Annotated in this window: 24 protein-coding genes and 1 riboswitch; of the genes, 8 read left to right on the top strand and 16 right to left on the bottom strand. The window is 62.6% G+C overall.

From position 1 onward, the window contains the following. Window positions 1–84: 84 nt before the first annotated feature. Entirely contained in the window at window positions 85–489 is a 405-nt protein-coding gene (locus tag HBO24_RS08260; protein WP_057440220.1) for a hotdog domain-containing protein, read from the bottom strand. Between the two features lie 198 nt (window positions 490–687). Next, window positions 688–795: riboswitch (S-adenosyl-L-homocysteine riboswitch) on the top strand. A gap of 21 nt (window positions 796–816) precedes the next feature. On the opposite strand from HBO24_RS08260, the gene ahcY reads away from it, so the two are divergent. From ahcY to HBO24_RS08240, 4 genes are all read left to right on the top strand, one after another. Continuing rightward, window positions 817–2,226, top strand: a complete 1,410-nt coding sequence (gene ahcY / locus HBO24_RS08255) for an adenosylhomocysteinase (RefSeq protein ID WP_038444076.1) — start codon at window positions 817–819, stop codon at window positions 2,224–2,226. A gap of 175 nt (window positions 2,227–2,401) precedes the next feature. Further along, window positions 2,402–3,247: a methylenetetrahydrofolate reductase [NAD(P)H] gene (gene metF, locus HBO24_RS08250; protein WP_057440341.1), complete on the top strand. Its 846-nt coding sequence runs from the start codon at window positions 2,402–2,404 to the stop codon at window positions 3,245–3,247. Between the two features lie 129 nt (window positions 3,248–3,376). Further along, window positions 3,377–4,180: a transporter substrate-binding domain-containing protein gene (locus HBO24_RS08245; protein WP_170059542.1), complete on the top strand. Its 804-nt coding sequence runs from the start codon at window positions 3,377–3,379 to the stop codon at window positions 4,178–4,180. A 223-nt stretch (window positions 4,181–4,403) separates the two neighbouring features. Continuing rightward, window positions 4,404–6,284, top strand: coding sequence for a DEAD/DEAH box helicase (locus tag HBO24_RS08240; RefSeq protein WP_057440348.1), 1,881 nt, complete (start codon window positions 4,404–4,406; stop codon window positions 6,282–6,284). 228 nt (window positions 6,285–6,512) lie between these two features. On the opposite strand, the gene HBO24_RS08235 is transcribed toward HBO24_RS08240, so the two are convergent. Together HBO24_RS08235 and HBO24_RS08230 are read right to left on the bottom strand one after the other, a co-directional pair. Next, window positions 6,513–7,091, bottom strand: coding sequence for a YceI family protein (locus HBO24_RS08235; RefSeq protein WP_057440349.1), 579 nt, complete (start codon window positions 7,089–7,091; stop codon window positions 6,513–6,515). Between the two features lie 32 nt (window positions 7,092–7,123). Continuing rightward, window positions 7,124–7,675 (bottom strand): cytochrome b, encoded by a 552-nt coding sequence (locus HBO24_RS08230; RefSeq protein ID WP_057440350.1) that lies wholly within the window; start codon window positions 7,673–7,675, stop codon window positions 7,124–7,126. Window positions 7,676–7,949: 274 nt separating this feature from the next. Here HBO24_RS08230 and HBO24_RS08225 point away from each other — a divergent pair, with 274 nt between their 5' ends. After that, window positions 7,950–9,356, top strand: a complete 1,407-nt coding sequence (locus HBO24_RS08225) for an adenosylmethionine--8-amino-7-oxononanoate transaminase (protein WP_120734277.1) — start codon at window positions 7,950–7,952, stop codon at window positions 9,354–9,356. Between the two features lie 89 nt (window positions 9,357–9,445). Then, the gene (locus tag HBO24_RS08220; RefSeq protein ID WP_170059541.1) at window positions 9,446–10,165 is read left to right on the top strand and encodes a 16S rRNA (uracil(1498)-N(3))-methyltransferase; all 720 of its coding nucleotides are present in this window, start codon (window positions 9,446–9,448) and stop codon (window positions 10,163–10,165) included. A 68-nt stretch (window positions 10,166–10,233) separates the two neighbouring features. Here HBO24_RS08220 and HBO24_RS08215 read toward each other — a convergent pair whose 3' ends face one another. The 3 genes from HBO24_RS08215 to HBO24_RS08205 are packed head-to-tail and all read right to left on the bottom strand — an operon-like array spanning window position 10,234 to window position 12,765. Beyond that, window positions 10,234–11,136 carry a transporter substrate-binding domain-containing protein gene (locus HBO24_RS08215; protein ID WP_170059540.1) on the bottom strand — a complete coding sequence of 301 codons (903 nt, stop codon included), beginning with the start codon at window positions 11,134–11,136 and terminating at the stop codon, window positions 10,234–10,236. Between the two features lie 24 nt (window positions 11,137–11,160). Continuing rightward, on the bottom strand, window positions 11,161–11,514 hold the full coding sequence (locus HBO24_RS08210) for a RidA family protein (RefSeq protein WP_115129190.1): 354 nt from the start codon (window positions 11,512–11,514) through the stop codon (window positions 11,161–11,163). Between the two features lie 9 nt (window positions 11,515–11,523). Then, complete coding sequence (locus HBO24_RS08205; RefSeq protein ID WP_170059539.1) at window positions 11,524–12,765, bottom strand: D-amino acid dehydrogenase; 1,242 nt, start codon at window positions 12,763–12,765, stop codon at window positions 11,524–11,526. A gap of 106 nt (window positions 12,766–12,871) precedes the next feature. On the opposite strand from HBO24_RS08205, the gene HBO24_RS08200 reads away from it, so the two are divergent. Next, a complete protein-coding gene (locus HBO24_RS08200) occupies window positions 12,872–13,774 on the top strand; it encodes a LysR substrate-binding domain-containing protein (protein WP_057960866.1) in 903 nt (300 codons plus the stop codon). Window positions 13,775–13,912: 138 nt separating this feature from the next. Here the strand turns inward: HBO24_RS08200 and HBO24_RS08195 are convergent, their stop codons facing one another. Continuing rightward, window positions 13,913–14,530 carry a hemolysin III family protein gene (locus HBO24_RS08195; RefSeq protein WP_057440355.1) on the bottom strand — a complete coding sequence of 206 codons (618 nt, stop codon included), beginning with the start codon at window positions 14,528–14,530 and terminating at the stop codon, window positions 13,913–13,915. A gap of 164 nt (window positions 14,531–14,694) precedes the next feature. Here HBO24_RS08195 and HBO24_RS08190 point away from each other — a divergent pair, with 164 nt between their 5' ends. Continuing rightward, a complete protein-coding gene (locus HBO24_RS08190; RefSeq protein ID WP_057440356.1) occupies window positions 14,695–15,609 on the top strand; it encodes a LysR substrate-binding domain-containing protein in 915 nt (304 codons plus the stop codon). A gap of 133 nt (window positions 15,610–15,742) precedes the next feature. Here HBO24_RS08190 and madM read toward each other — a convergent pair whose 3' ends face one another. The 9 genes from madM to mdcA form a co-directional block, all read right to left on the bottom strand. After that, a complete protein-coding gene (gene madM / locus HBO24_RS08185) occupies window positions 15,743–16,507 on the bottom strand; it encodes a malonate transporter subunit MadM (protein WP_057960868.1) in 765 nt (254 codons plus the stop codon). Window positions 16,508–16,512: 5 nt separating this feature from the next. Next, on the bottom strand, window positions 16,513–16,905 hold the full coding sequence (madL, locus tag HBO24_RS08180) for a malonate transporter subunit MadL (RefSeq protein WP_057440357.1): 393 nt from the start codon (window positions 16,903–16,905) through the stop codon (window positions 16,513–16,515). A gap of 66 nt (window positions 16,906–16,971) precedes the next feature. Then, entirely contained in the window at window positions 16,972–17,877 is a 906-nt protein-coding gene (gene mdcH, locus HBO24_RS08175; RefSeq protein WP_170059538.1) for a malonate decarboxylase subunit epsilon, read from the bottom strand. After that, window positions 17,874–18,470, bottom strand: coding sequence for a malonate decarboxylase holo-ACP synthase (locus tag HBO24_RS08170; RefSeq protein ID WP_170059537.1), 597 nt, complete (start codon window positions 18,468–18,470; stop codon window positions 17,874–17,876). The genes mdcH and HBO24_RS08170 overlap by 4 nt, the downstream gene beginning before the upstream one ends. Beyond that, the gene (gene mdcE / locus HBO24_RS08165; RefSeq protein WP_170059536.1) at window positions 18,464–19,243 is read right to left on the bottom strand and encodes a biotin-independent malonate decarboxylase subunit gamma; all 780 of its coding nucleotides are present in this window, start codon (window positions 19,241–19,243) and stop codon (window positions 18,464–18,466) included. Before mdcE ends, HBO24_RS08170 begins: the two co-directional genes overlap by 7 nt. Continuing rightward, window positions 19,240–20,082: a biotin-independent malonate decarboxylase subunit beta gene (locus tag HBO24_RS08160; protein WP_170059535.1), complete on the bottom strand. Its 843-nt coding sequence runs from the start codon at window positions 20,080–20,082 to the stop codon at window positions 19,240–19,242. Before HBO24_RS08160 ends, mdcE begins: the two co-directional genes overlap by 4 nt. Beyond that, complete coding sequence (locus HBO24_RS08155; protein WP_057960874.1) at window positions 20,075–20,374, bottom strand: malonate decarboxylase subunit delta; 300 nt, start codon at window positions 20,372–20,374, stop codon at window positions 20,075–20,077. The genes HBO24_RS08160 and HBO24_RS08155 overlap by 8 nt, the downstream gene beginning before the upstream one ends. Next, window positions 20,374–21,231 carry a triphosphoribosyl-dephospho-CoA synthase gene (locus HBO24_RS08150; protein ID WP_170059534.1) on the bottom strand — a complete coding sequence of 286 codons (858 nt, stop codon included), beginning with the start codon at window positions 21,229–21,231 and terminating at the stop codon, window positions 20,374–20,376. The genes HBO24_RS08155 and HBO24_RS08150 overlap by 1 nt, the downstream gene beginning before the upstream one ends. Next, window positions 21,232–22,902, bottom strand: coding sequence for a malonate decarboxylase subunit alpha (gene mdcA, locus HBO24_RS08145; protein WP_170045717.1), 1,671 nt, complete (start codon window positions 22,900–22,902; stop codon window positions 21,232–21,234). Between the last annotated feature and the right edge of the window lie 94 nt (window positions 22,903–22,996).

Below are 22,996 nucleotides of genomic sequence, written 5' to 3'. Positions count from 1 at the left end.
ACAGGATGTGGTCCTGAGTGCAGAGAAAGCCTGGAAGCGATCCACCCGGACAGATTTGGTAAATCAAATCAGGCCGGGCCGGGGTTACTCAGTGAGGTTGTCATCCTGGAACTGGTCTTTCACGTACTTGATCTCGGTACGCCCGTGGGGTGCCGGCAGACCGTCTTCGCCGAGGTTGACGAAGACCATTTTTTCCACGGTGAGGATGCTTTTGCGCGTGATCTTGTTGCGCACTTCACAGGTCAGGGTGATGGAGGTGCGGCCAAACTCGGTGGCGGTGATGCCCAGCTCGATGATGTCGCCCTGGCGCGAGGCGCTGACAAAATTGATCTCGGAGATGTACTTGGTCACCACACGCTGGTTGCCCAGTTGAACGATGGCGTAGATCGCCGCTTCTTCGTCGATCCAGCGCAACAGGCTGCCACCGAACAGGGTGCCGTTGGGGTTGAGGTCTTCGGGTTTTACCCATTTGCGGGTGTGGAAGTTCATGTTCACTCCAAAGCGTCTTGCCGAATGATGGGCAACATCATGGCAGAGCGCCGGCCCAAGCTCTATGAGCCATTGCCTATCAGCACCATGAACGATCTTCATGCCCCCGACAGAAAGGCTTGGGAAGTCAGGCGCAGGCAGCTATAATCGCCACCGCTTCAAAACGGTCATCTGTGATTGATACCGTTCTCCCGCCACCTGTCCGAGGGGCGCTGCAGCAGGCCCTGGCCTGTCAGGCTCGGATGGGGCGTTGCCCGGCTGGGTTGTCCTGGCTGGATACTAAACGCACAACGGCGCCCATTCGCACACTACGAATGGAGGCTCTTCATGAGCGCTGTAATCACGCCTGCAGGTTTTACCGACTACAAAGTCGCCGACATGTCCCTCGCTGCCTGGGGCCGTCGCGAAACCTTTATCGCCGAATCCGAAATGCCAGCCCTGATGGGTCTGCGCCGCAAGTACGCCGCTGAACAGCCGCTCAAGGGCGCGAAGATTCTCGGCTGCATCCACATGACCATCCAGACTGCCGTGCTGATCGAAACCCTGGTTGCCCTGGGTGCCGAAGTGCGCTGGTCGTCCTGCAACATCTTCTCGACTCAGGACCAGGCCGCTGCCGCCATCGCAGCCGCTGGCATCCCTGTCTTCGCCTGGAAAGGCGAGACCGAAGAAGAGTACGAGTGGTGCCTGGAGCAAACCATCCTGAAAGATGGCGCGCCTTGGGATGCCAACATGATCCTCGACGACGGCGGCGACCTGACCGAGCTGCTGCACAAGAAGTACCCGGCCATCCTGGACCGCGTCCATGGCGTGACCGAAGAAACCACCACCGGCGTACACCGCCTGCTGGACATGCTGGCCAAGGGCGAGCTGAAAATCCCGGCCATCAACGTCAACGACTCGGTGACCAAGAGCAAGAACGACAACAAGTACGGCTGCCGTCACAGCCTCAACGATGCGATCAAGCGCGGCACCGACCACCTGCTGTCGGGCAAGCAAGCCCTGGTGATCGGCTACGGCGACGTGGGCAAGGGTTCGTCCCAGTCCCTGCGTCAGGAAGGCATGATCGTCAAGGTCTCCGAAGTTGACCCGATCTGCGCCATGCAAGCCTGCATGGACGGTTTCGAAGTGGTCTCGCCGTTCATCGACGGCCAGAACGACGGCACCGAAGCGAGCATCGACAAAGCCCTGCTGGGCAAGATCGACCTGATCGTGACCACCACCGGTAACGTCAATGTGTGCGATGCCAACATGCTCAAGGCCCTGAAAAAGCGCGCCGTGGTGTGCAACATCGGTCACTTCGACAACGAGATCGACACCGCTTTCATGCGCAAGAACTGGGCATGGGAAGAAGTCAAACCTCAGGTGCACAAGGTTCACCGTACCGGCGCTGGCGATTTCGACCCACAGAACGATGACTACCTGATCCTGCTGGCCGAAGGCCGCCTGGTAAACCTGGGTAACGCCACTGGCCACCCAAGCCGCATCATGGATGGCTCGTTCGCCAACCAGGTACTGGCGCAGATCTTCCTGTTCGGCCAGAAATACGCCGACCTGTCGCCCGCCCAGAAAGCCGAGCGCCTGACCGTGGAAGTACTGCCGAAGAAACTCGACGAAGAAGTGGCCCTGGAAATGGTCCGCGGCTTCGGCGGCGTCGTGACGCAACTGACCAAGACCCAGGCCGACTACATCGGCGTGACGGTTGAAGGTCCGTTCAAGCCGCACGCCTACCGCTACTGATCGGCCTGTTGCCTGCTCTCCATGTGGAGGGCAGGCTTCTGTGGGAGCGGGCTTGCTCGCGAAAGCGATGTTTCAGTATCAGGTATGTTGACTGAAACTCCGCTTTCGCGAGCAAGCCCGCTCCCACATTGACGGTGTATGTCTTCCGGTTTTTTGAGTTTCCAAGGGTATGACCATGTCCCAAGACCGTCGCTACAGCTTCGAGTTCTTCCCGACCAAGACCGATGCTGGGCATGAAAAATTGATGGCGACTGCCAAGCAGTTGGCCAGCTACAACCCCGACTTCTTCTCCTGCACCTACGGCGCAGGCGGCTCGACCCGTGATCGCACGATCAACACCGTGCTGCAACTGGAAAGCGAAGCCAAAGTGCCCGCCGCACCGCACCTGTCGTGCGTAGGCGACAGCAAGGCCGACCTGCGCAGCCTGCTGACCCAATACAAGGCCGCCGGCATCAAGCGTATCGTCGCCCTGCGCGGTGACCTGCCATCCGGCATGGGCATGGCCAGCGGCGAGTTGCGCTACGCCAATGACCTGGTGAGCTTCATTCGTGAAGAGACTGGCGATCACTTCCATATCGAAGTGGCCGCCTACCCGGAAATGCACCCTCAGGCGCGCAATTTCGAAGACGATCTGCGCAACTTCGTGCGCAAGGCCGAAGCCGGCGCCAACAGTGCGATCACCCAGTACTTTTTCAACGCCGACAGCTACTTCTACTTCGTCGAGCGCGTGCAGGCCCTGGGTGTGAATATCCCAATCGTGCCGGGCATCATGCCGATCACCAACTACAGCAAGCTGGCGCGCTTCTCTGACGCCTGCGGTGCAGAAATCCCACGCTGGGTACGCAAGCAGCTGGAAGCCTATGGCGATGACGTCAAAAGCATCCAGGCCTTTGGCGAGCAGGTCATCAGTGAAATGTGCGAAACCTTGCTGCAAGGTGGCGCGCCGGGCCTGCACTTCTACACCCTGAACCAGGCTGACCCGAGCCTGGCGATCTGGAACAACCTCAAGCTGCCACGCTGAGGCTGCCCCTTTGTACCGCCAGCCGGGATTCCTTCCCGGCCCGGCGGCACAATAAAAGTTCAGGTTTGCGGCCTGAAGATCCCCGATCCAGAGCTTCTCTTTAACCTGCGACAGTCGTAACCTCAGGGTATGCCCGTCATTTTCCAGCTGTTGACCGCTGTCCTTTTCACTTGCCTGAGCCTGACCGCCCACGGCGAGAAATTGCGCATTGTCACCGAACCCTGGGCCCCTTACGTCTACGAAGAAAACGGCCAGATGCGCGGGCTCGACTACGAGGCCACCGTCATCGTGTTCGAGCGCCTGGGGATCGAGGTGCAATGGCAGTTCCTGCCCTGGAAACGTTGCCTGGCCATGCTCGACCAGGGCCTGGCCGATGGCGCGCTGGATATTTTCCACAGCCACGAACGCGACGCGGCGCTGCTTTACCCCAGCGAACCGCTGTCCCAGGTTGAGTTTGTGATGTTCTACGCCAACGAGCGCCCACATCCGTTCCAGACCCTGGATGACCTCAAAGGGCTGACCATCGGCACCTCCCCCGGCTACCTGTATAGCGCCGCGTTCAGCGAATCCACCCTGTTTACCCGCGAGCCGGCCCCCAGCCATGAGGCCAACTTCGGCAAACTGGCCCGTGGCCGGATTGATCTGGTGATCACCGACCGCCGGGTTGGCCAGCATGTGCTCAAGGAGTTGGGCCTGGAACACCACGTTACCCAGGCGTCGCCGGTGATCAGCAGCCAGAAACAATTCCTCGCCGTACGCCGTGGCGCGGGCATGGACTTGCTGGTGCAGCGCTTTGGTGCCGAGCTCAAGCGCTTCAAGCAAGAGCCCGCCTATGCCGCCCTGAGTGCAAAATATGCCGGCAACAGTGCCAAAGCTGCCCCCTCGCCGCCGCTGGAGCAAACCGTTGAGCAGCAGGAAAGCGGCGCGCGGTGATTGCTCTGTTATACTCCGGCCTTTCCGCCAGGCTTACGCCCGGCCGTTGTGGTCGTATAACAGGCATCCAACCCCGCTACTGCGCAGCTTTGCAGCCCGCGCGAGCCGTTGGAGTGCCTGCCAGCCCCAGCAGGACCGGACGGGGTTGCGTTCCTCTAAACGCGATTCGCGCCCGGCAAGATTATCCCTTTGGGCCAAGCCCTAACTACAAACAGGATTACTCATGTCCTTTGCTTCCCTCGGTCTCTCCGAGGCTTTAGTCCGCGCCATCGAGGCAGCGGGCTATACCGAGCCTACTCCGGTGCAACAGCGGGCTATTCCCGCCGTGTTGCAAGGTCGCGACCTGATGGTCGCGGCTCAGACAGGTACTGGTAAAACCGGCGGCTTCGCCCTCCCGATTCTGGAGCGGTTGTTCCCCAATGGTCACCCGGACAAATCCCAGCGTCACGGCCCGCGCCAACCCCGCGTACTGGTCCTGACCCCTACCCGCGAACTCGCCGCACAAGTGCATGACAGCTTCAAGCTGTACGCCCGCGACCTGAAGTTCGTCAGTGCCTGCATCTTCGGCGGCGTTGGCATGAACCCACAGGTTCAGGCCATGTCCCGTGGGGTTGACGTGCTGGTCGCCTGCCCTGGTCGTTTGCTCGACCTGTGTGGCCAAGGCAGCGTCGATCTGTCCCACGTGGAAATCCTCGTGCTGGACGAAGCCGACCGCATGCTCGACATGGGCTTTGTCCATGACGTGAAGAAAGTCCTCGCGCGCCTGCCGGCCAAGCGTCAGAACCTGCTGTTCTCGGCAACGTTCTCCAACGACATCACCGCCCTGGCCGGCAAGCTGCTGCACAACCCCGAGCGCATCGAAGTCACGCCGCCCAACACCACGGTCGAGCGTATCGAGCAGCGGGTGTTCCGCCTGCCAGCCAGCCACAAGCGCTCGCTGTTGGCCCACCTGATTACCGCCGGTGCCTGGGAACAAGTGCTGGTGTTCACCCGCACCAAGCATGGCGCCAACCGCCTGGCCGAGTACCTGGACAAGCACGGCCTGACCGCCGTCGCCATCCACGGCAACAAGAGCCAGAACGCGCGGACCAAGGCCCTGGCCGACTTCAAGGCCGGCTCCGTACGGATCTTGGTCGCCACCGATATCGCCGCCCGCGGCCTGGATATCGACCAACTGCCGCATGTGGTCAACTTCGAGCTGCCAAACGTCGATGAAGACTATGTGCACCGTATCGGCCGTACTGGCCGTGCCGGTCGTTCGGGCGAGGCCATTTCCCTGGTCGCCCCGGATGAAGAAAAACTGCTGAAAAGCATCGAGCGCATGACCAAGCAGAAAATCGCCGACGGCGACCTGATGGGCTTCGATGCCAGTACTGTAGAAGCCGAAAAACCGGAAGTGCGCGAGCGTCCGGACGTGCGTAACCCGCGCAACCCACGTGGTCCTAAGGGCGATGGCCCGAACGGCGGCGGTGGTGGCGGTGGTCGTCGCGACAAAGGCAAGGACAAAGGTGGCAAAGACAAGGCACCTACCAACGGCCGTGGCGAACGCCCAGCCCGCGAGCAAAAGCCCCGCGAAGGCACCCCGGCCCGCGAACAGCGCCAGCCGAGCCAGCCGCCACGCGCCGCAGCCGACCGCGCACCGGACGAGTTCCTCGACGATGACGTGGATAACTTCGGTAACCGCGTGGACTACGTGCCACAGGCCAAACCGGCCCAGGGCCGTGGTCGTCGTCCAGGTGCCCCGGCACCGGGCGCTGGTGCAGGCGCTCCGCGCACCGGCGGCCAGCCACAGGGTCGCCAGAACGGTCCGCGCAGCAGCAACGGCGCTACCACCGGCACCCCACCGGCCAAGCGCAATGGTCCGCGTAACGGCGCACCGCGTGATGGCCAGGCCCGTCGCGAAGAGTCGCGCAACCGCCGCCCTGCACGTGATGAGCAGCCACGCGCCTCGGAACCTGCCGTGCAAAACCCGCGCAGCGGCACGACGCCGAAGATCATCCACAAGGAGTCGAAAAGCGATCGCTTCCCGACACCTGAGCAGTTGGATCAACTGCCAGGCCGCCCTCGTGGTGAAAAACCAGCGTTGCTGACCCGCAACCGCTGATTTTCAAAGCACCATGAAAAATGCCCCGCATCGAAAGATCCGGGGCATTTTTATGGGCTCGACAACGATCAACTGCAGAAGCTGGCTTGCCTGCGATGACGGTACTTCAGCCTGCATCGCAGGTGGCTGACCTGCCGCTATCGCAGGCAAGCCAGCTCCTACATTGAGCGTATTCCAGGCTAAAAAAAACCGGATCTCACAATCCGGTTTTTTATGCAGCCTGCGAATTTACTTCGTTTTGACACCTTCCAGCGTGATGTCCAGGTCTACAGTCTGGGAAGTCGGGCCAGGGCCTTTGACGCCGAAGTCATTCAGGTTCAGCGTAGTCTTGGCGTTGAAGCCAGCACGTTCGCCGCCCCACGGATCCTTGCCTTCACCGTTGAACGTGGCCTTGAAGGTCACAGGCTTGGTCACACCGTGGAAGGTCAGGTCGCCGGTCACGTCAGCCGTTTTTTCGCCGGTTGGTTTAACTGCGGTCGAAACGAACTTGGCATCGGCGAACTTGCCAACGTCCAGGAAGTCCTTGCTGGCGATGTGCTTGTCACGTTCAGCGTGGTTGGACCAAAGGCTGGCGGTTTTCACGTCGACGGCGATTTTGCTGGCTTCAGGCTTGGCGGCATCCCAACTGAACGTACCATCCCAGTCCTTGAAGGTACCGTGGATGTAGCTGTAGCCCAGGTGGCTGATTTTCCAGTCGATGAAGGCGTGCTGGCCTTCCTTGTCGATCTTGTAATCAGCAGCCATCACCTGACCGGCAGACAGCAGAGCAGTACCGATTGCCAGAGCGGCGAGAGTCTTTTTCAACATGCTTTCTATTCCTTGTGAGTCGAGGTTGAACATCAGGCTTTGCGCCCCAGCATACGAACCAGGGTCGCGTCACGATCAATGAAGTGGTGTTTCAACGCGGCCACGCCATGCAGGCCGGCAAACACCACCAGCACCCAGGCCAGGTAAAAATGCACCAGGCCGGCTACGTCTGCCTGGTCCGGTAGACCGGAAACCACGGCAGGAATTTCAAACAGGCCAAACACCGGAATCCCGACACCGTCTGCGGTGGAAATCAGGTAACCGGCAATCATCACGGCAAACAAGCCGACGTACAGGAACGCATGGCCAAACGCCGCGCCTATACGTGTCATGCGGCTATAGCTGGCCAGTGCGGGCGGCGGCGGGCTGAGCAGGCGCCAGACAATCCGCACCAGCATCACGGCGAATAGCGTAATACCGATGCTTTTGTGCAAGTCCGGGGCGTCTTTACGCCACAGGCTGTAGTAGTCGAGGCCGACCATCCACAGGCCCAGCGCGAACAAACCAAACACCACCAGCGCCACACTCCAGTGGATAACGATGCTGACCCAGCCGTAGCGGGTCGATGTGTTTCGTAGTTGCATTCCCCAAATCCCGTAAGAGCCGTGCCCAAGACTAGCGTTTTACTTATCGACATAAAGCGGAAAATTTCGCTTCAAAAGATCGACTTATCCGATATTGAGCCTATGAACAGTAAATTAACTAGGGATTAAGGACTATTCAGCACAAACGTGACAGACCGTCCTACATTTACTGCCAATTCACCGCCCATGGGTTGTGACACAGCCCACCATTGCATAGGCTTGCGCGATTGTTTTGCCTGCGCAGGAAGTGGCAGCGCTTCGAGGAGACTAAAAGATGGGCTTGAATAACCAGTGGATGCAACGCGACCTCGCCGTGCTGTGGCATCCCTGCACCCAGATGAAAGACCACCAGCAACTGCCGCTGGTGCCGATCAAGCGCGGTGAAGGCGTATGGCTGGAAGACTTCGAAGGCAAGCGCTATCTCGATGCGGTCAGCTCGTGGTGGGTCAATGTGTTCGGCCACGCCAACCCGCGTATCAATCAGCGCATCAAGGACCAAGTGGACCAACTGGAGCACGTGATCCTCGCCGGCTTCAGCCACCAGCCGGTGATCGAGCTGTCCGAGCGCCTAGTCAAGCTCACCCCCGAAGGCCTGACTCGCTGCTTCTACGCCGACAATGGCTCGTCGTGCATCGAAGTCGCGTTGAAGATGAGCTTTCACTATTGGCTCAACCGCGGCCAGCCGAATAAAAAGCGCTTTGTCACCCTGACCAACAGCTACCACGGCGAAACCATCGCCGCGATGTCGGTCGGCGATGTGCCGCTGTTCACCGAGACCTACAAGGCCCTGCTGCTGGACACCATCAAGGTGCCCAGCCCGGACTGCTACCTGCGCCCCGCCGGCATGAGCTGGGAAGAACACTCGCGCAACATGTTCCAGGCCATGGAACAGACCCTGGCGGACCACCACGACAGCGTCGCCGCGGTGATCGTCGAGCCGCTGATCCAGGGCGCCGGTGGCATGCGCATGTACCACCCGGTGTACCTCAAGCTGCTGCGCGAAGCCTGCGACCGGTATGGCGTGCACCTGATCCACGACGAAATCGCCGTGGGTTTCGGTCGCACCGGCAGCATGTTCGCCTGTGAGCAGGCGGGCATCCGCCCGGACTTCCTGTGCCTGTCCAAGGCCCTCACCGGTGGCTACCTGCCGCTGGCCGCCGTGGTCACCACCGAAGATGTGTACAGCGCCTTCTACGACGACTACCCGACCCTGCGCGCCTTCCTGCACTCCCACAGCTACACCGGCAACCCGCTGGCGTGTGCGGCGGCCCTGGCGACCCTGGATATCTTCGAAGAAGACAACGTCATCGAGAACAACAAGGCCCTGGCCCAGCGCATGGCCACGGCCACCGCGCACCTGGTGGACCACCCCCATGTGTCGGAAGTGCGCCAGACCGGCATGGTGCTGGCCATCGAGATGGTCCAGGACAAGGCCACCAAGACCGCCTACCCCTGGCAGGAACGGCGCGGCCTGAAGGTGTTCGAGCACGCACTGGAACGCGGCGCATTGCTGCGCCCGCTGGGCAGTGTGGTGTACTTCCTGCCGCCGTACGTGATTACCCCGGAGCAGATCGACTTCCTCGCTGAAGTGGCCACTGAAGGCATTGATATCGCCACCAACAGCACAGTCAGCGTGGCCGTACCCAAGGACTTCCACCCAGGCTTTCGCGACCCCGGCTGATTGAACCCACCCCATTAATCTGGCGCCTGGCCTGCCGCATCGCGGGCAAGCCCGGCTCCCACAGGTTTTGCATTTTCCCGAGAACAGAAATGAGACTGTCCCGCTTTTTCACCGATACCCCGTTGAGCCTTGGCGACCACGAGTTGCCCGAGGCCCAGGCGCACTACATCAGCCGCGTGCTGCGCATGAACGAAGGCGATGCCGTGCAACTGTTCGACGGTTCTGGCCAGGAATTTCGCGGCAGCCTGCTGGAAGTCGGGAAAAAACGCGTGACGGTGCAACTGACCGAAGCCTTCGCCGGCCAGGTGGAGTCGCCTTTGCACATTCATCTGGGTCAGGGTTTGTCCCGTGGCGAGCGCATGGACTGGGCCATCCAGAAAGCCACCGAGCTTGGGGTCAACGCCATCACACCGATTTTCAGCGAGCGCTGCGAAGTGCGCCTCAAGGACGAACGCGCCGACAAGCGCCTGCTGCACTGGCGCCAGGTCGCAATCAGCGCCTGTGAGCAATGCGGGCGCTCCACGGTGCCGGTGATTCACCCACCGTTGTTGCTGGCCGATTGGTTGAAACAGGCTGAGGCGGATTTGAAGTTGGTGCTGCACCCGGTGGCCGAGCCACTGGTGAGTCATGCCAAACCGTCGAGCCTGGCGTTTTTGATCGGCCCGGAGGGAGGCTTGACCGATGGCGAAGTCCAGAGCGCGCAAAATGCTGGCTTCCACGCCGCACGCCTGGGCCCGCGAGTATTACGCACCGAGACCGCGCCCGTAGCTGCGCTATCCGTTGCGCAACAACTGTGGGGCGACTTCTAACCCCACTGTGCAAACCCAATCAAAACTGTGGGAGCTGGCTTGCCAGCTCCCACATCGGGATGGGTGGGTTACTCCACCGGATCGCTGACCGGCTTGGCAATAATCGCCTTCAGCTCGCTGGTCATGGGGAATTCCAGGTTCAAGCCCTTCGGCGGGATCGGCTGTTCAAACCAGCGCTGGTAGATCCCATTGATTTCCCCCGAGCTGTACAGCTCGCCCAGGGTCTCGTTGACCACCGCCAGAAACTGCGGGTCGTCCTTGCGCACCATGCAGCTGTAGATTTCCCGCGATTGCTCCTCGCCCACCACCACCCACTTGTGCGGGTCCTTGGCCTTGGCGCGCTCGCCGTAGAGCAACGCATCGTCCATATAGAACGCCACGGCCCGGCCCGATTGCAGCATCTGGAACGCTTCGCCGTGATCCTTGGCGCTGATCACCGACATATCCAGCTTGTGCTCGTGGTTGTAGCTCTTGAGGAAGCGCTCGTTGGTGGTGCCTGCAGTGGTCACCACGTTCTTGCCGCGCAGGTCGGCGAAGCGCTGGATACCGCTGTCCTTGGCAGTGAGCAACTGGCCCTTCACATAGATAAAGCCATAGGAAAACGCCACCTGCTTCTGCCGCTCGGCCGTCACCCCGGTGGAGCCGCACTCCAGGTCAACGGTACCGTTGATCACCAACGGAATACGGGTCTGGGAGGTAACCAGGTTGTACTTCACGTTGAGCTGGGGCACGCCGGTCTTCTGTTGGATACGCTCGACAATCTTGCTCGCCAGGTCCACCGAATAGCCCATGGGCTTGCCGGTATGGTCGCCGACATAGGAAAACGGCACCGACGCATCGCGATAGCCCAGGGTGATGCTCTTGGCGTTCGCGACCTTGGCCAGGGTGCCCGTCAGCGGCGCTTTATTGGCCTGGGCCTGGGCAGTCAACAACAGCCCCAGCGCAGTGCCGATCAACGTGATTTTTTGCATTGTTATTCTCCGTTGGTTTTCTTGTTATGGGCGGCGCACAGCGATGACGCTGATTTCCACCAGCACACTCGGGCGTGCCAGCTCCGCCTGCAGGGTGGTGCGGGTCGGTGCCTGGCCGGGCGTGAGCCAGGCGGACCAGGCATCATTCATCGGCGCAAAGCCCTCCTGAATGTTTTTCAGGTAGATCGTCGCGTTGAGCAGATGATCCTTGTCGCTGCCGGCTTCGGCCAGCAGCGCATCAATTTTGGCCAGCACCTCTTGGGTCTGGGTGGCGACGTCCTGGCCCTCGCCCGGCACCTGGCCGGAGAGGAATACCAGGTCCTGGTAGGTCACGGCGCCCGACAGGCGACTGTTGCTGTTGATCCGGGTGATAGTCATTGCAGTGTCCTATGCGGCGCGGGGCGCGAGGCCCTGCATATCAATGGAAGGGGTATGCCGGCCGATCAGTTCGGCCAACAGCTGGCCGCTGCCACAGGCCAGGGTGAAACCCAGGGCGCCATGGCCAAGGTTGAGCCACAGGTTGCGGTACACACTGGCGCCAATCAGCGGCACGCCGCTGGGGGTGGCCGGGCGCATGCCGGCCCATTCGATGGCCTGGCTGTAATCGCCGGCCAAGGGGAACGTCTCACTGGCCTGGCGCTTGATCAGGGCCAGGCGCTTGGGCTCAAGGCCCGTATCAAAGCCGACGATGTCGACCATCGCCGCCACCCGCAGTTGCTCACCGATCCGCGCGTAGACGATCTTGCGGTCATAGTCGGTGATGCTGATTTTCGGCGCGGCGTGCTGCTCGCCAATCGGCACGCTCAGGCTGTAGCCCTTGAGCGGATACAGCGGCAACGCAATGCCCGGCAAGGCCAACTCGGGGCTGCGCACCCCCGCCGCCAGCACCAGGTGCTGCACCGGCATCACCTCGCCACCCAACTCAATCGCCTGCACCGTGCCGTTGGCATGGCGGATGCCCGTGACTTTGCGCCCCAGCACAAACCGGCAACGACCCGACGCTTCCAGGCGTGCCGCCAATTGCTGGCAGAAGCTATGACAATCCGCCACTTCTTCATTGGGTGTGTAGATGCCCCCGACAAAATGCGTGGCCCCCAGGGTCGGTTCCAGGCGCGTGCAATCGGCCGCCGACAGCACTTGCTGTTGCAGGCGATCGAGCACCTTATTGCGAGCGTGTTCAAACGTGTGGTGGCTGCGAAACGTCACCAGCTTGCCGTTGCGTTTCCAGTCGAAACCATCCAGCCCATCTTCTTCGCGCCACTGCTGCAAGATGCCCTGGCTCAGGCTGGCCAGGCGCAACAAGTGGCCGGCATTACGCTTGTTTACCGAAGCCCGGCAGGCGCCAAGGAACGAGGCCATCCAACGCCATTGCGCCGGGTCCAGGCGCGGGCGCAGCTTCAAGGGTGAATCACCGCGCAGCAGCCAGCCAATGGCTTGCAGCGGCACACCTTTGTCCGCCAGCGGCGCAACGTAGCGATAGGACAACTGGCCGCCATTGGCAAAGCTGGTCTCGCTGCCCAGGCTGTCGCGGGCCTCGACCACCGTCACGTCCATGCCGGCGCGCACCAGGGCATAGGCACTCGCCAGACCGATGACCCCACCGCCAATGATGCAAACCTGCTGAGCCATGTCGATTCCCAAGCGTTGTAATGAGCGTCCAAGGGTAGGGGCAGGTGACAGGCGCCGGACAATGAATAAAGATGGGCCACCTATAAACAAAGGTTATGGACTCGTCATGCGCTTGCGTCATATCGAAATCTTCCAGGCCATCCGCCAGACCGGCTCGGTCAGCGCCGCCGCGCAGTTGCTGCATGTCTCGCAACCGGCGGTGACCAAGGTGCTGCAACATGCCGAGCTGCAACTGGGCTTCCCGCTGTTCCTGCGCATCCGCGGCAAGCTGCAGCCCACCCCGGAAGCCCTGGCCCTGGAGCGCGAAGTCGATAAGGTCAGCGAAAGCCTGCAAGGCGTGCGGCGCCTGGCGCAGAACCTGCGGCGCGCACCCGGCCAAAGCCTGCGCATCGGCGCTACGCCGGCCCTGGCCTTGTCGCTGCTGCCGCCAGCGATTGGCGAATGGACCCAGCGCTACCCGGACATCGCCTGCGAACTGTCCAGCGCCCACAGCCGTGAGCTGGTGCAAAACCTGTTGATGCGCGAGATGGATGTGGCGCTGACCCTCAAGTCCCCGGACCATCCGGGGCTCAAGGCCCAAGCATTGGCCCACGGCGTGTTGGTGGCCCTGGCGCCACGGGGCTTCTGGCCGGCGGCGGAACTGGGCAAACCCTTGCCCTTGATGGCCCTGGCGGGCGCGCCGTTGATTGGCCTGTCGAGTGCCGACCCACTGTCGGCGCGGCTCGATAGCTACCTGGAAGCGGTCGAGCCGCCGCCGCGCGTGCGGATCTCGGTGCAGACCTATTCCCTGGCCCGCGCCATGGTCGAATCCGGCGCCGGCCTGGCGGTGATCGACCCTTTCACCGCGCTGGGTGCATCCACCGACAGCACCTGCATCCGCCCCCTGGCCCCGCCGCTGCCCATCACCCTGTATGCCCTGACCCGCGCCGACGAACCGCCGCCGCATATGTTGGCGAGCCTGTTGGAGATCTTTGGCAGCCGTGCACAGGAGCAGTTAGACCGTCTCTAAAACACCACAAAACCCATGTGGGACTGGGCTTTTGTGAGAGCTGGCTTGCCTGCGATGCAGGCGCCTCGGTTCATCAGTTAAACCGCAGTGATGCTATCGCAGGCAAGCCAGCTCCCACACAAGCTAGCGGCTACAGTTTCAGAGCACGTAGCGCATGATCGCCACAAAATGCAGCAGGCTGCCGCCAATCACAAACAAGTGCCAGATCCCATGGGAATGCCTTAACCGGTGTTCCAGGGCAAAAAAGATAATCCCCACCGTGTACAACACCCCACCCGACGCCAGCCAGATAAACCCGTCCATGCCCAGCGCGGCAATCAACGGCTTGACCGCCACCAACACAATCCAGCCCATCACCGCATAAATCACAATCGACAATATGCGCGCCTCGGAACGCGGCTTGATCTCCTGCAGGATCCCGATCACCGCCAGCCCCCAGACAATCCCGAACAGCGTCCAGCCCCACGGCCCGTGCAGGGTCACCAGGCAAAACGGCGTGTAACTGCCGGCGATCAGCAGGTAGATCGAAAAGTGGTCGACCTTCTGCATGATCGCTTTTTTGCGCCCGCGCACGCTGTGATACACCGTCGAGGCGCTGTACAGCACCAGCAGCGTAAACCCGTAGATCGCCACGCTGACGATCTTCCACGGGCTGCCGTCCATACTCGCCACCACCAACATCCACACCGCGCCGATAAAGGCTGCCACGGCGCCGAGCAAATGGCTCCAGGCGTTGAATCGTTCTCCGTGATACATGTGTCGCCGACCTCCAAAACTGCTGCGTCTACCCCATAAGGCTCAGGCCTGCCAGACGAGAGTGCAAGACCGTTATGACGACTGCGGTACAGATGGCGCTACATGGCTGGGAGCAGCGAGGTTTTGCGGGCACAATCGAACGCATTCGAATAAGAGTCATCGCCATGCTGATCGACGAAGAGTTCACCCTCAAGAAACTGGAAATCTTCCTGGCCTTCATGCGCACCGGCAACCTGGCCCGCGCCGCCGCCGAGTTGCAGACCAGCAATGTCAGCGTGCACCGGGCCATCCACTCCCTGGAAAACGCCCTGCGTTGCCCGCTGTTCAAACACGAAGGGCGCAACCTCACCCCGCTGGAAAGCGCCTACGTCCTCGAAGAACGCGCACAGAAGCTGGTGCAAGAGGTGGTCGACAGCGTGCGCCTGACCCGCGAAGCCGCCGGTTTCTCTGCCGAACGTTTCAAGCTCGGCGCCTTGTATTCACTGACGGTCAAGACCGTGCCGCAACTGATCATGGGCCTGAAAATCAGGCGCAGCGAGCTGAATATCGACCTGATCCTGGGCTCCAACGTCGACCTGATGTACAAGCTCAAGAACATGGAAGTGGATGCGATCCTGATCTCCCTCGACGACCAGGCCGTCGAGCCGGACTGCGCGCAGATCCAGCTGTTTTCCGACGACATCTTCCTCGCCACCCCCGCCGACTCGCCCCTGGACCGCGAACAGGAAATCGACCTGGCCCAGGTGCGCGACGCCACCTTCATCACCCTGACCCAAGGCTTCGCCACCCACCAGGACGGTGCGCGGGTGTTCAAGCAGGCGGGCTTCGAACCGAAGGTGGCGATGCAGGTCAACGACATCTTCACCCTGCTGAGCATGGTCAGCTCGGGCGTTGGCTATGCGCTGCTGCCGGGGAGGATTGCGGCGGTGTATGAGAACCGGGTCAAGCTGATCCCGTTGCAGCCACGCTACCGGTTGCAGCAGCACATTGGCGTGGTGTTCTTGAAGGCCAAGGAGCGTGATCCGAACTTGCTGGCGTTGTTGGCGGAGTGTCGGATGTATGCCAATCGGCAAATTTGAAACCGCCATCGCAGGCAAGTCGAATCGTCGCACCGCAGCTCCCACATTTGAATGTATTCACACATCAAAATGCGGGGGCGGCGGTGCGACTTGCCCGCGATGAGGCCCCATCATTCAATCGAAATGTTGTGCCCTACCCCACCAACCCCCGCATCATCAAAAACAACAACGAAGGCCCCAACAAACACCCCAGCGCCGTATAAAACGCCGCCGTCAGGCAGCCATAAGGCACCAGCTTCGGATCAGTCGCCGCCAACCCGCCAGCCACACCGCTGGAGGTGCCCATCAACCCGCCAAAGATCACCGCACTGCGCGGGCTGTTCAGGCCGATCAGCGGCGCGACGAACGGGGTCATTACCATCACCAAAATGGCCTTGATCAACCCCGCCGCAATCGACAGTGCCATCACCTCGGAACTGGCGCCAATCGCCGCCCCGGTCACCGGCCCGACGATATAGGTCACAGCACCCGCGCCAATAGTGGTCAGGCTCACCGCATCGGTATAACCAAACGCCATGGCCACCCCGACGCCGGCGATAAATGACGAACCGACGCCGACAAACAACGCCAGCACCCCCACATACCCGGCACGTTTGAGTTCATCGACGCTCACGCCAAACGCGGTGGCGACGATGGCAAAGTCCCGCAGCATCGCCCCGCCCAGCAGGCCGATGCCCGACAGCAGCGGGATATCCACCACGCCCTTGGCCCCACCGGTAAACGCACCGCCCACATAGGACAACACCAGCCCCAGCAGGATCGCGATGGCCGAGCCATGCAGGCGGCCTTTGGTGAAGTTGTCGCTGATCCAGTAGGACACCCACATGGTCAGGCCGATCACCGCAAAACCACTGATCAGGCCGTAGCCGGTGATGACTTTCATCAAGGATTCGTACATGGCGCTCACCCTGCCGACTTGGTGGGAACGACCGCATCCGGCTCACGGTTGCCGAGGCGTACCAGCACCGGCACCAGGGCAAATGCCACCACCACCGCGCTCGTACCGGCGAGAATCGCCATGGGGCCGCCACTGATCGCGCCATACACGTTTTGCTGGGCCGCCATGGCTACCACAATGGGAATGTACACCGCCGCCCAGAAGCTCACGCCCTGCTCGGATTTGCCGGTAAACAGGCCACGCTTGCCGAGGTAACTGCCCAGGCCGATCAGCAGCAACATCGCGATGCCCACCCCGCCGACGTTGGCCGGAATGCCCATCCATTTGCCCAACAGCTCGCCGACAAACAAGCCTGCAAGGGTACACAAGGCCAGAAACGCCACACCGTAAATAATCATGCTGGTAGTCCTCTTGATGCTTGATCGAAATTGTTGTTTTTGTGCTTCGAAAGCCAAGCTCACGTTTTATCGGTGGTGGCGGCCCTCCTGTTCCAGCAGGGCCTGCAAGGTGTCCAGGCGCGCGCCTTCGAAGGCGATCACGGTGCCTTGCTCAAACACACGCCGCGCCAGGCCAGTGAGGACTGCGCCCGGTGGCAGTTCGATCTGCAGGCGTACACCACGCTCATAGGCGCTTTGCACGGTGCCGCGCCAATCGACGATGCGGCACATGTTGAACGCCAGGTCGTCGCGCAACTGCGCGGGATCACGGATCGGCCGCGCCCGGGTACTGCTCAGGTAAGTGATGGCCGGCGCCTTGAGCGCAACCTTGGCGAATGCCTCGGCGAGGGCCTCGGCCGGCTGCTCCAGCAGTGCGCAGTGGGACGGCACGCTGACCGCCAGGCGCTTGGCCACGGCCTGGCCTTTGACACGATCCGCGACACGCTGCATGCCGGTATCGCTGCCGGCAATCACGCACTGGTTGTCGGCATTGATATTGGCCAGGTACACCGGGGCTTGCGTGCTGTGGACCTCGGCGAGCACGCTTTCGACGGTGGATAACTCCAGGCCGATCAGTGCGGTCATGCCATAGCCCTGTGGATAAGCGTGCTGCATCAGTTCACCGCGCAGGCTGACCAGCCGTAGCGCATCGGCAAACTCCACGGCGCCCGCGATCACCGCCGCCGGATAGGCCCCGATGGACAGACCCGCCACGTAATCCGGGGTGCGTTGCAATTGCCGGGCATGGGCCACGCCGGCGATCAGCAGGCACAGTTGCACGGCGCGGGTGCTGGCCAGGGCGTGCGCCGAATCGAGCTGGCGCACATCTTCGACCAACGCATCACTGGCCTCATCAAGGACGCTGGCGGGCAGTTGCTGGAGCATGCCCGGACGCTGGGCGCCCTGCCCCGGGAACACCAGGAGGCTGCTCATGCCACCGCCTGCCAAGGGTCGCTGACCAAGTGCGCACCGCTGGCGTTTTTCAGCAGCACCCGTTGCGCTGGGCCGGCCCATTCGCGCAAGGCGACGGCGCCATAAGGGGTTTGCAATTGCAGGTCCACGGCACACGGCGCGGTGTCCAGAATCGCCAGCAGACCCTCGGCATCGCCACGATCAAGACGCTCGGGAGTGCGCAGCAGCAGATCCAGATCGCTCTGGGCATGCAGCGCTTCAATGCCCGTGGCCAACTCGAACCCCGCGCTGCCGGTCACGCCCCAAGCCTCTTGCGCCAGCACCGGCCGCAGTTGATCAAGGGCGCGCAACGCCGGTAGATCCCGGGGCGAAATCACTCCGCGCAGGGCCTCGGGTGTCACTCGCCGTTGCACAGCCGCCAGGGGCATCACGGCCGCAAAACGCTGCTCGCGCAAACGCCCACGCACCCCCACCGCCACGTAGCCCGGTTCGGCCAGCGCCCGGCGTACCACCACCGGCTGCCCCGCCCCGATCACCGCCAGTACCCAGGCCGGTGCGTCAGCAGGCAGGTGCGCCGGGGTCATGCCCCAGAGCAGGTCGTGGGCGTTCACCATTGTTCCCGCAGCAGCTGGCGCACATGGCTCGACGCGGCACGGTTGGCGGCGCCCAGGCGCCCGCGCAAATCGCGCACGCCGCTGCTCTGCACATCCTTGATCGCCTGCACCAGGCAATCCCTGACCCGCGCCAGGTCGTCGACGGTCGGCTGTTCGATCTGGCTGACCGTCAGGGTTTCCCAGAGCAAGCCGAGGCTGGCATAGCTGTCGATGTCATAGGCCATGGGCGGCACGCTGGCGGCCAGGGCTTCCAGTTCTTCGACGCTGCGCAGGGTCACCCGCGCCGCCGAGGCTTTGCCCATGGCGTGCACCATCACCCCAGGGTCCCGCAGGGCGATCAGGCGATTGGCCTGGTAGCCATGGGCGAGAAACGCCCCGGACATGGCCTTGCCCACCAGCAACCCGATCACCGGGTGCCCGGCCAGGCGCGCGCGGGCATAACTGTCTGCCGCCGCCGCCAGGGCTTGATGGATGCCCAGGGCTTCTTCGCGACGGCCATAGGCCTGGCTGGGCACGTCGACGATGGCAACAATCGGGCGTTGATCGCCGCTGGCGACGGCCTCATCCACCGCCTTGGCCAGGCCCCAGCCTTCGAGCAAACCGACTTCCCCCTGGCGCGCCCGCGGGAAGCGGTTGGCAGCATCCGGCACTACCGCGATAAAGCGCACGGCCTGCTCGCCGAGCACGCCATCGGCGACTTTCAACGACGCCGGCAAACCCGCCACTGGCGCTGCGCCGGCGCTCAATGCGTTGAACCACTGCAAGCCTTTCATGGGCGTTCTCCCTGATACAGGTCGCGAACCGTCGCCGGCTCGATCTGCGGTTCGGCGTCCAGCTCAGCCAGGCGCGCCAGGTAATAGTCGGCCTGACGGCTGCGTTGCACTGCCGGCAAACCTTGCTGCAACAGTTCACTGATCGGCTGGCGGATCTGCGCCACATCGTCCGCCACATAACGGTCGGCCAAGCCGCTGTTGAAGCGCTGCTCGCCGCCGGTCAGGCTCCAGATAAAGGGCCGGTCACGGGAGTCGTATTCTTCAAGGCCGGCTTCCTGTTCGATCACTTGTGGGCCGTTCAAGCCCAGGCGTGCTTCGCGGGTCACCAGCAAGTAACTGCACAGGCCTGCGGCAATGGACATGCCGCCAAAACAGCCCACGCTGCCGGCCACCACGCCGATCACCGGCTGGTACTGGCGCAGGTCGACAATCGCGGCGTGGATATCGGCAATCGCCGCCAGCCCGAGGTTGGCTTCCTGCAAGCGCACGCCGCCGGTTTCCAGCAGCAGCACCGCACGCGTGGGAATGCCGTTGCGGTTGTCCTCGGCGGCCAGTTCCAGGGCGCCGGCGATTTTCGCGCCGCCCACTTCACCCAGGCTGCCGCCCTGGAAGTTGCCTTCGATGGCCGCAATCACCAGCGGCAGGCCGTCGAGCGTGCCCTTGGCGATCACCACCCCATCGTCGGCCTGCGGCACCACGCCCTGGCGACTCAACCACGGCGACATCACGCGCTGGAACGGGTCGATCAGTTCACGGTAGCTGCCGGCATCCAGCAAGGCCTTGGCCCGCTGGCGGGCACCGAGTTCGACGAAGCTGTGCCTATTGAGTAAATCAGTCATGGCCAAGCTCCTCGAAACCTTGCTCCAGGCGCAAACGCACCACGCCGGGGGTGGCGCCAAAATCGTGGATCTGAATGTTCAAGGCCGGTGGGGTCTGTTCCTGGAAGATCCGCTGGAACAGGTGCTGCCAGCGTTGCTCGGCGCCGTTGACCGAGGTTTGCACCTGGATGCTCAAGGTGCCCGCCGTGCCCGGTTCCAGCAGCACCTCAAGGTCGCCGGAGCCGACGCAACCCACCAGCGCGCGGCCTTTGGGCGGCTGCCCGGCGGGGAATTCAAAAGATAGGGTTTCCATCAAAACGCTCCGTCGCAAGACTCGATGCGGTCGATAAACAGGCACGCGGCCAACAGGTCGGCGGCGCCACCTGGGGAGGCATTCAGCGCCAGCAGTTGCTGGTCCAATTCATTGAGGCGACGCCGCCCCGCCAGGCTCGCGCTGCCGCCCGCATCCAGCACGGCCTGGGCGCCCCGTTGCATGGCCTGCAAGCCGTCGGTGCCGGCGCGGTAGAGCACGCAGGTGTCGGCCAGTTGGGTCATGATCGCCAACAGTGCGTCGAGGCGCGCGTTCTGCTCGCCGTGGTGTTGCAGGCGGCTTGCATGCAGTTGCGGCAGGCCGCGTTGCAGCACGGCGGGGAAGCCCAGTTGCGCTTCTTCGCGGGCGCCACGCACGCCATAGCGTTGCGCGACTTGCGCGCCATGGCTGAGCGGTTGCGGTGCAAAACGGTCATTGAGCAGGGCCAGGCGCGCAGCCCGCAGGCTCAGGGCACTGGCGTGACGGGAGGTGGGGTCCAGCGCGGCGCCAGCCACCAGCAGACCGAGGGCCCAGATCGCGCCACGGTGGGTATTCACGCCCTGAGTGGTGGCGAGCATCGCCTGCTCGCCTTCGCGGCCGATCCGTCCGAGGGCTTCGCGCAGCGGCAGGCCAATCTCACCCAAGGCAATCGCCGCTTCGGCCATTTCCTTGAAGGCCGGCCACAAGGACAGCGCCGAGGCGTGCATCAAGCCCAGGTGCAAATCCTGATGGGCGCCATTGCCGCGCCGATCCACCAGCGCCGGTTTGGGCGACAGGTCCGCTTCGTCGATCAGCGCCTCGACCGCCAGGTCCGCCAGTTGCTCGGCCAGGGTCAGTGTGTGCAGTTTGAGTGCGTGCATTTACCAGCTCCTGAACTTGGCGGGCGGGTTGTACAGGCCACCGGACCAGTCCACCAGGTCGGCCACGCTTTTGGCCGCCAGCAGTTCGCGGGTGGCATCGGTGCGGCGGATGCCGAGGTCTTCGGGCAAGGCGATCAGGCCTTCGCGGCGCATGCGCGCGGTGTCCTTGGGGTTGTGGCGCAAGCCGATGGCAGTCACCCCGGCGACCGCCGCGATCATCGCCTGGCGCTCTTCCAGGGAGCGCGCCTTGTACAGGTAGGCGATGCCTTCTTCGGTGAGCAAGTGGGTCACGTCGTCGCCGTAAATCATGATCGGCGCCAGGGGCATGCCGCTTTTGCGCGCCACTTCCACCGCGTCGAGGGTGTCGACGAAGGTCGGTTTGCCGCCCTCCTGGAAGGTCTCGACCATTTGCACCACCAGTTTTTTGCCGCGTTCCAGCAAGGCTTCGGGTGCATCGTCGTGGCGCATGTCGAGCCAGGCCGGGGTGCCGTGGCGGCGCCCGCGCGGGTCATGGCCCATATTCGGCGCGCCACCAAACCCGGCGAGCCGGCCACGGGTCACCGTGGACGAATGACCGTCGCCATCCACCTGCAAGGTGGCGCCGATAAACAGGTCCACCGCGTATTGCCCCGCCAGTTGGCAGAACATCCGGTTGGAGCGCAACGAGCCGTCGCGACCGGTGAAGAACACATCCGGGCGCGCGGCGATGTAGTTTTCCATGCCCAGTTCGGTGCCGAAGCAATGCACGCTTTCGACCCAGCCACTTTCGATGGCGGGGATCAGCGTCGGGTGCGGGTTGAGGGTCCAGTTGCGGCAGATCTTGCCTTTAAGGCCCAGGGACTCGCCGTAGGTCGGCAGGATCAGTTCAATCGCGGCAGTGTTGAAACCAATGCCATGGTTCAGCGACTGCACATTGTGTTTTTCGTAGATGCCACGGATCGCCATCATCGCCATCAACACATGCACCGGCTTGATATGCCGGGGGTCACGGGTGAACAGCGGTTCGATATAGAAGGGTTTGTCGGCCACCACCACGAAATCCACCCAACTGGCCGGGATGTCCACACGGGGCAAGTCGCTGACGTCGTCGACCAATTGGTTGACCTGCACGATGACGATGCCATCGCTGAAGGCCGCCGGCTCAATCAGCGCCGGGGTGTCTTCGGTACTGGGGCCGGTGTAGATATTGCCGGCGCGGTCGGCCATAAAGCCGGCGGACAGCACCACGTTGGGGATCAGGTCTACGACCAGTCGCGCATAGAGTTCGATGTAGGTGTGGATCGCGCCGACTTCCAGCAGGCCGTCTTCAAGGAGCTGGCTGATGCGCAGGGATTGGGTGCCGGCAAACGAGAAATCGAGTTTGCGTGCGATGCCCTTTTCAAACAGGTCCAGGTGCTCGGAACGCCCGACGCTGGGCATGATCATGTGCAAGTCATGGAGCACGGCCGGGTCGGCCTTGGCCAGGGAGCGCGAGAGAAAGTCAGCCTGCTTCTGGTTATTGCCTTCCAGCACCACCCGGTCGCCGGGCAGGATCAGGGCTTGCAGGGCCTCGACGATCCGGTCGCTGGGCAGCACGGCCCCGTCGGCAAACGCCTGCACCAGCCCGAGCCGCCGCCGCTTCTCGTCGCGGCGCCGCGTCCAGCGCGAGTCGGGGGTTATTGTTGTTGTCATGATCGCTCCACGGGTTCGCTGTCGTGGAGCTCACCATAGGAGTGAATCGGGGGGGTATCAATCAAGCTCGGTGGTGGACTGTTACGGTTGGAGT

It is taken from the genome of Pseudomonas sp. WS 5410 (assembly GCF_012985645.1).
Classification (GTDB): Bacteria; Pseudomonadota; Gammaproteobacteria; order Pseudomonadales; family Pseudomonadaceae; genus Aquipseudomonas; species Aquipseudomonas shahriarae.
This window is presented reverse-complemented; position numbering and strand designations above follow the sequence as displayed.

Coding starts and splice junctions, on each gene's coding strand:
- HBO24_RS08260 (WP_057440220.1), bottom strand. CDS start 489: ATGAACTTCCACACCCGCAAATGGGTAAAACCCGAAGACCTCAACCCC.
- ahcY (WP_038444076.1), top strand. CDS start 817: ATGAGCGCTGTAATCACGCCTGCAGGTTTTACCGACTACAAAGTCGCC.
- metF (WP_057440341.1), top strand. CDS start 2,402: ATGTCCCAAGACCGTCGCTACAGCTTCGAGTTCTTCCCGACCAAGACC.
- HBO24_RS08245 (WP_170059542.1), top strand. CDS start 3,377: ATGCCCGTCATTTTCCAGCTGTTGACCGCTGTCCTTTTCACTTGCCTG.
- HBO24_RS08240 (WP_057440348.1), top strand. CDS start 4,404: ATGTCCTTTGCTTCCCTCGGTCTCTCCGAGGCTTTAGTCCGCGCCATC.
- HBO24_RS08235 (WP_057440349.1), bottom strand. CDS start 7,091: ATGTTGAAAAAGACTCTCGCCGCTCTGGCAATCGGTACTGCTCTGCTG.
- HBO24_RS08230 (WP_057440350.1), bottom strand. CDS start 7,675: ATGCAACTACGAAACACATCGACCCGCTACGGCTGGGTCAGCATCGTT.
- HBO24_RS08225 (WP_120734277.1), top strand. CDS start 7,950: ATGGGCTTGAATAACCAGTGGATGCAACGCGACCTCGCCGTGCTGTGG.
- HBO24_RS08220 (WP_170059541.1), top strand. CDS start 9,446: ATGAGACTGTCCCGCTTTTTCACCGATACCCCGTTGAGCCTTGGCGAC.
- HBO24_RS08215 (WP_170059540.1), bottom strand. CDS start 11,136: ATGCAAAAAATCACGTTGATCGGCACTGCGCTGGGGCTGTTGTTGACT.
- HBO24_RS08210 (WP_115129190.1), bottom strand. CDS start 11,514: ATGACTATCACCCGGATCAACAGCAACAGTCGCCTGTCGGGCGCCGTG.
- HBO24_RS08205 (WP_170059539.1), bottom strand. CDS start 12,765: ATGGCTCAGCAGGTTTGCATCATTGGCGGTGGGGTCATCGGTCTGGCG.
- HBO24_RS08200 (WP_057960866.1), top strand. CDS start 12,872: ATGCGCTTGCGTCATATCGAAATCTTCCAGGCCATCCGCCAGACCGGC.
- HBO24_RS08195 (WP_057440355.1), bottom strand. CDS start 14,530: ATGTATCACGGAGAACGATTCAACGCCTGGAGCCATTTGCTCGGCGCC.
- HBO24_RS08190 (WP_057440356.1), top strand. CDS start 14,695: ATGCTGATCGACGAAGAGTTCACCCTCAAGAAACTGGAAATCTTCCTG.
- madM (WP_057960868.1), bottom strand. CDS start 16,507: ATGTACGAATCCTTGATGAAAGTCATCACCGGCTACGGCCTGATCAGT.
- madL (WP_057440357.1), bottom strand. CDS start 16,905: ATGATTATTTACGGTGTGGCGTTTCTGGCCTTGTGTACCCTTGCAGGC.
- mdcH (WP_170059538.1), bottom strand. CDS start 17,877: ATGAGCAGCCTCCTGGTGTTCCCGGGGCAGGGCGCCCAGCGTCCGGGC.
- HBO24_RS08170 (WP_170059537.1), bottom strand. CDS start 18,470: ATGGTGAACGCCCACGACCTGCTCTGGGGCATGACCCCGGCGCACCTG.
- mdcE (WP_170059536.1), bottom strand. CDS start 19,243: ATGAAAGGCTTGCAGTGGTTCAACGCATTGAGCGCCGGCGCAGCGCCA.
- HBO24_RS08160 (WP_170059535.1), bottom strand. CDS start 20,082: ATGACTGATTTACTCAATAGGCACAGCTTCGTCGAACTCGGTGCCCGC.
- HBO24_RS08155 (WP_057960874.1), bottom strand. CDS start 20,374: ATGGAAACCCTATCTTTTGAATTCCCCGCCGGGCAGCCGCCCAAAGGC.
- HBO24_RS08150 (WP_170059534.1), bottom strand. CDS start 21,231: ATGCACGCACTCAAACTGCACACACTGACCCTGGCCGAGCAACTGGCG.
- mdcA (WP_170045717.1), bottom strand. CDS start 22,902: ATGACAACAACAATAACCCCCGACTCGCGCTGGACGCGGCGCCGCGAC.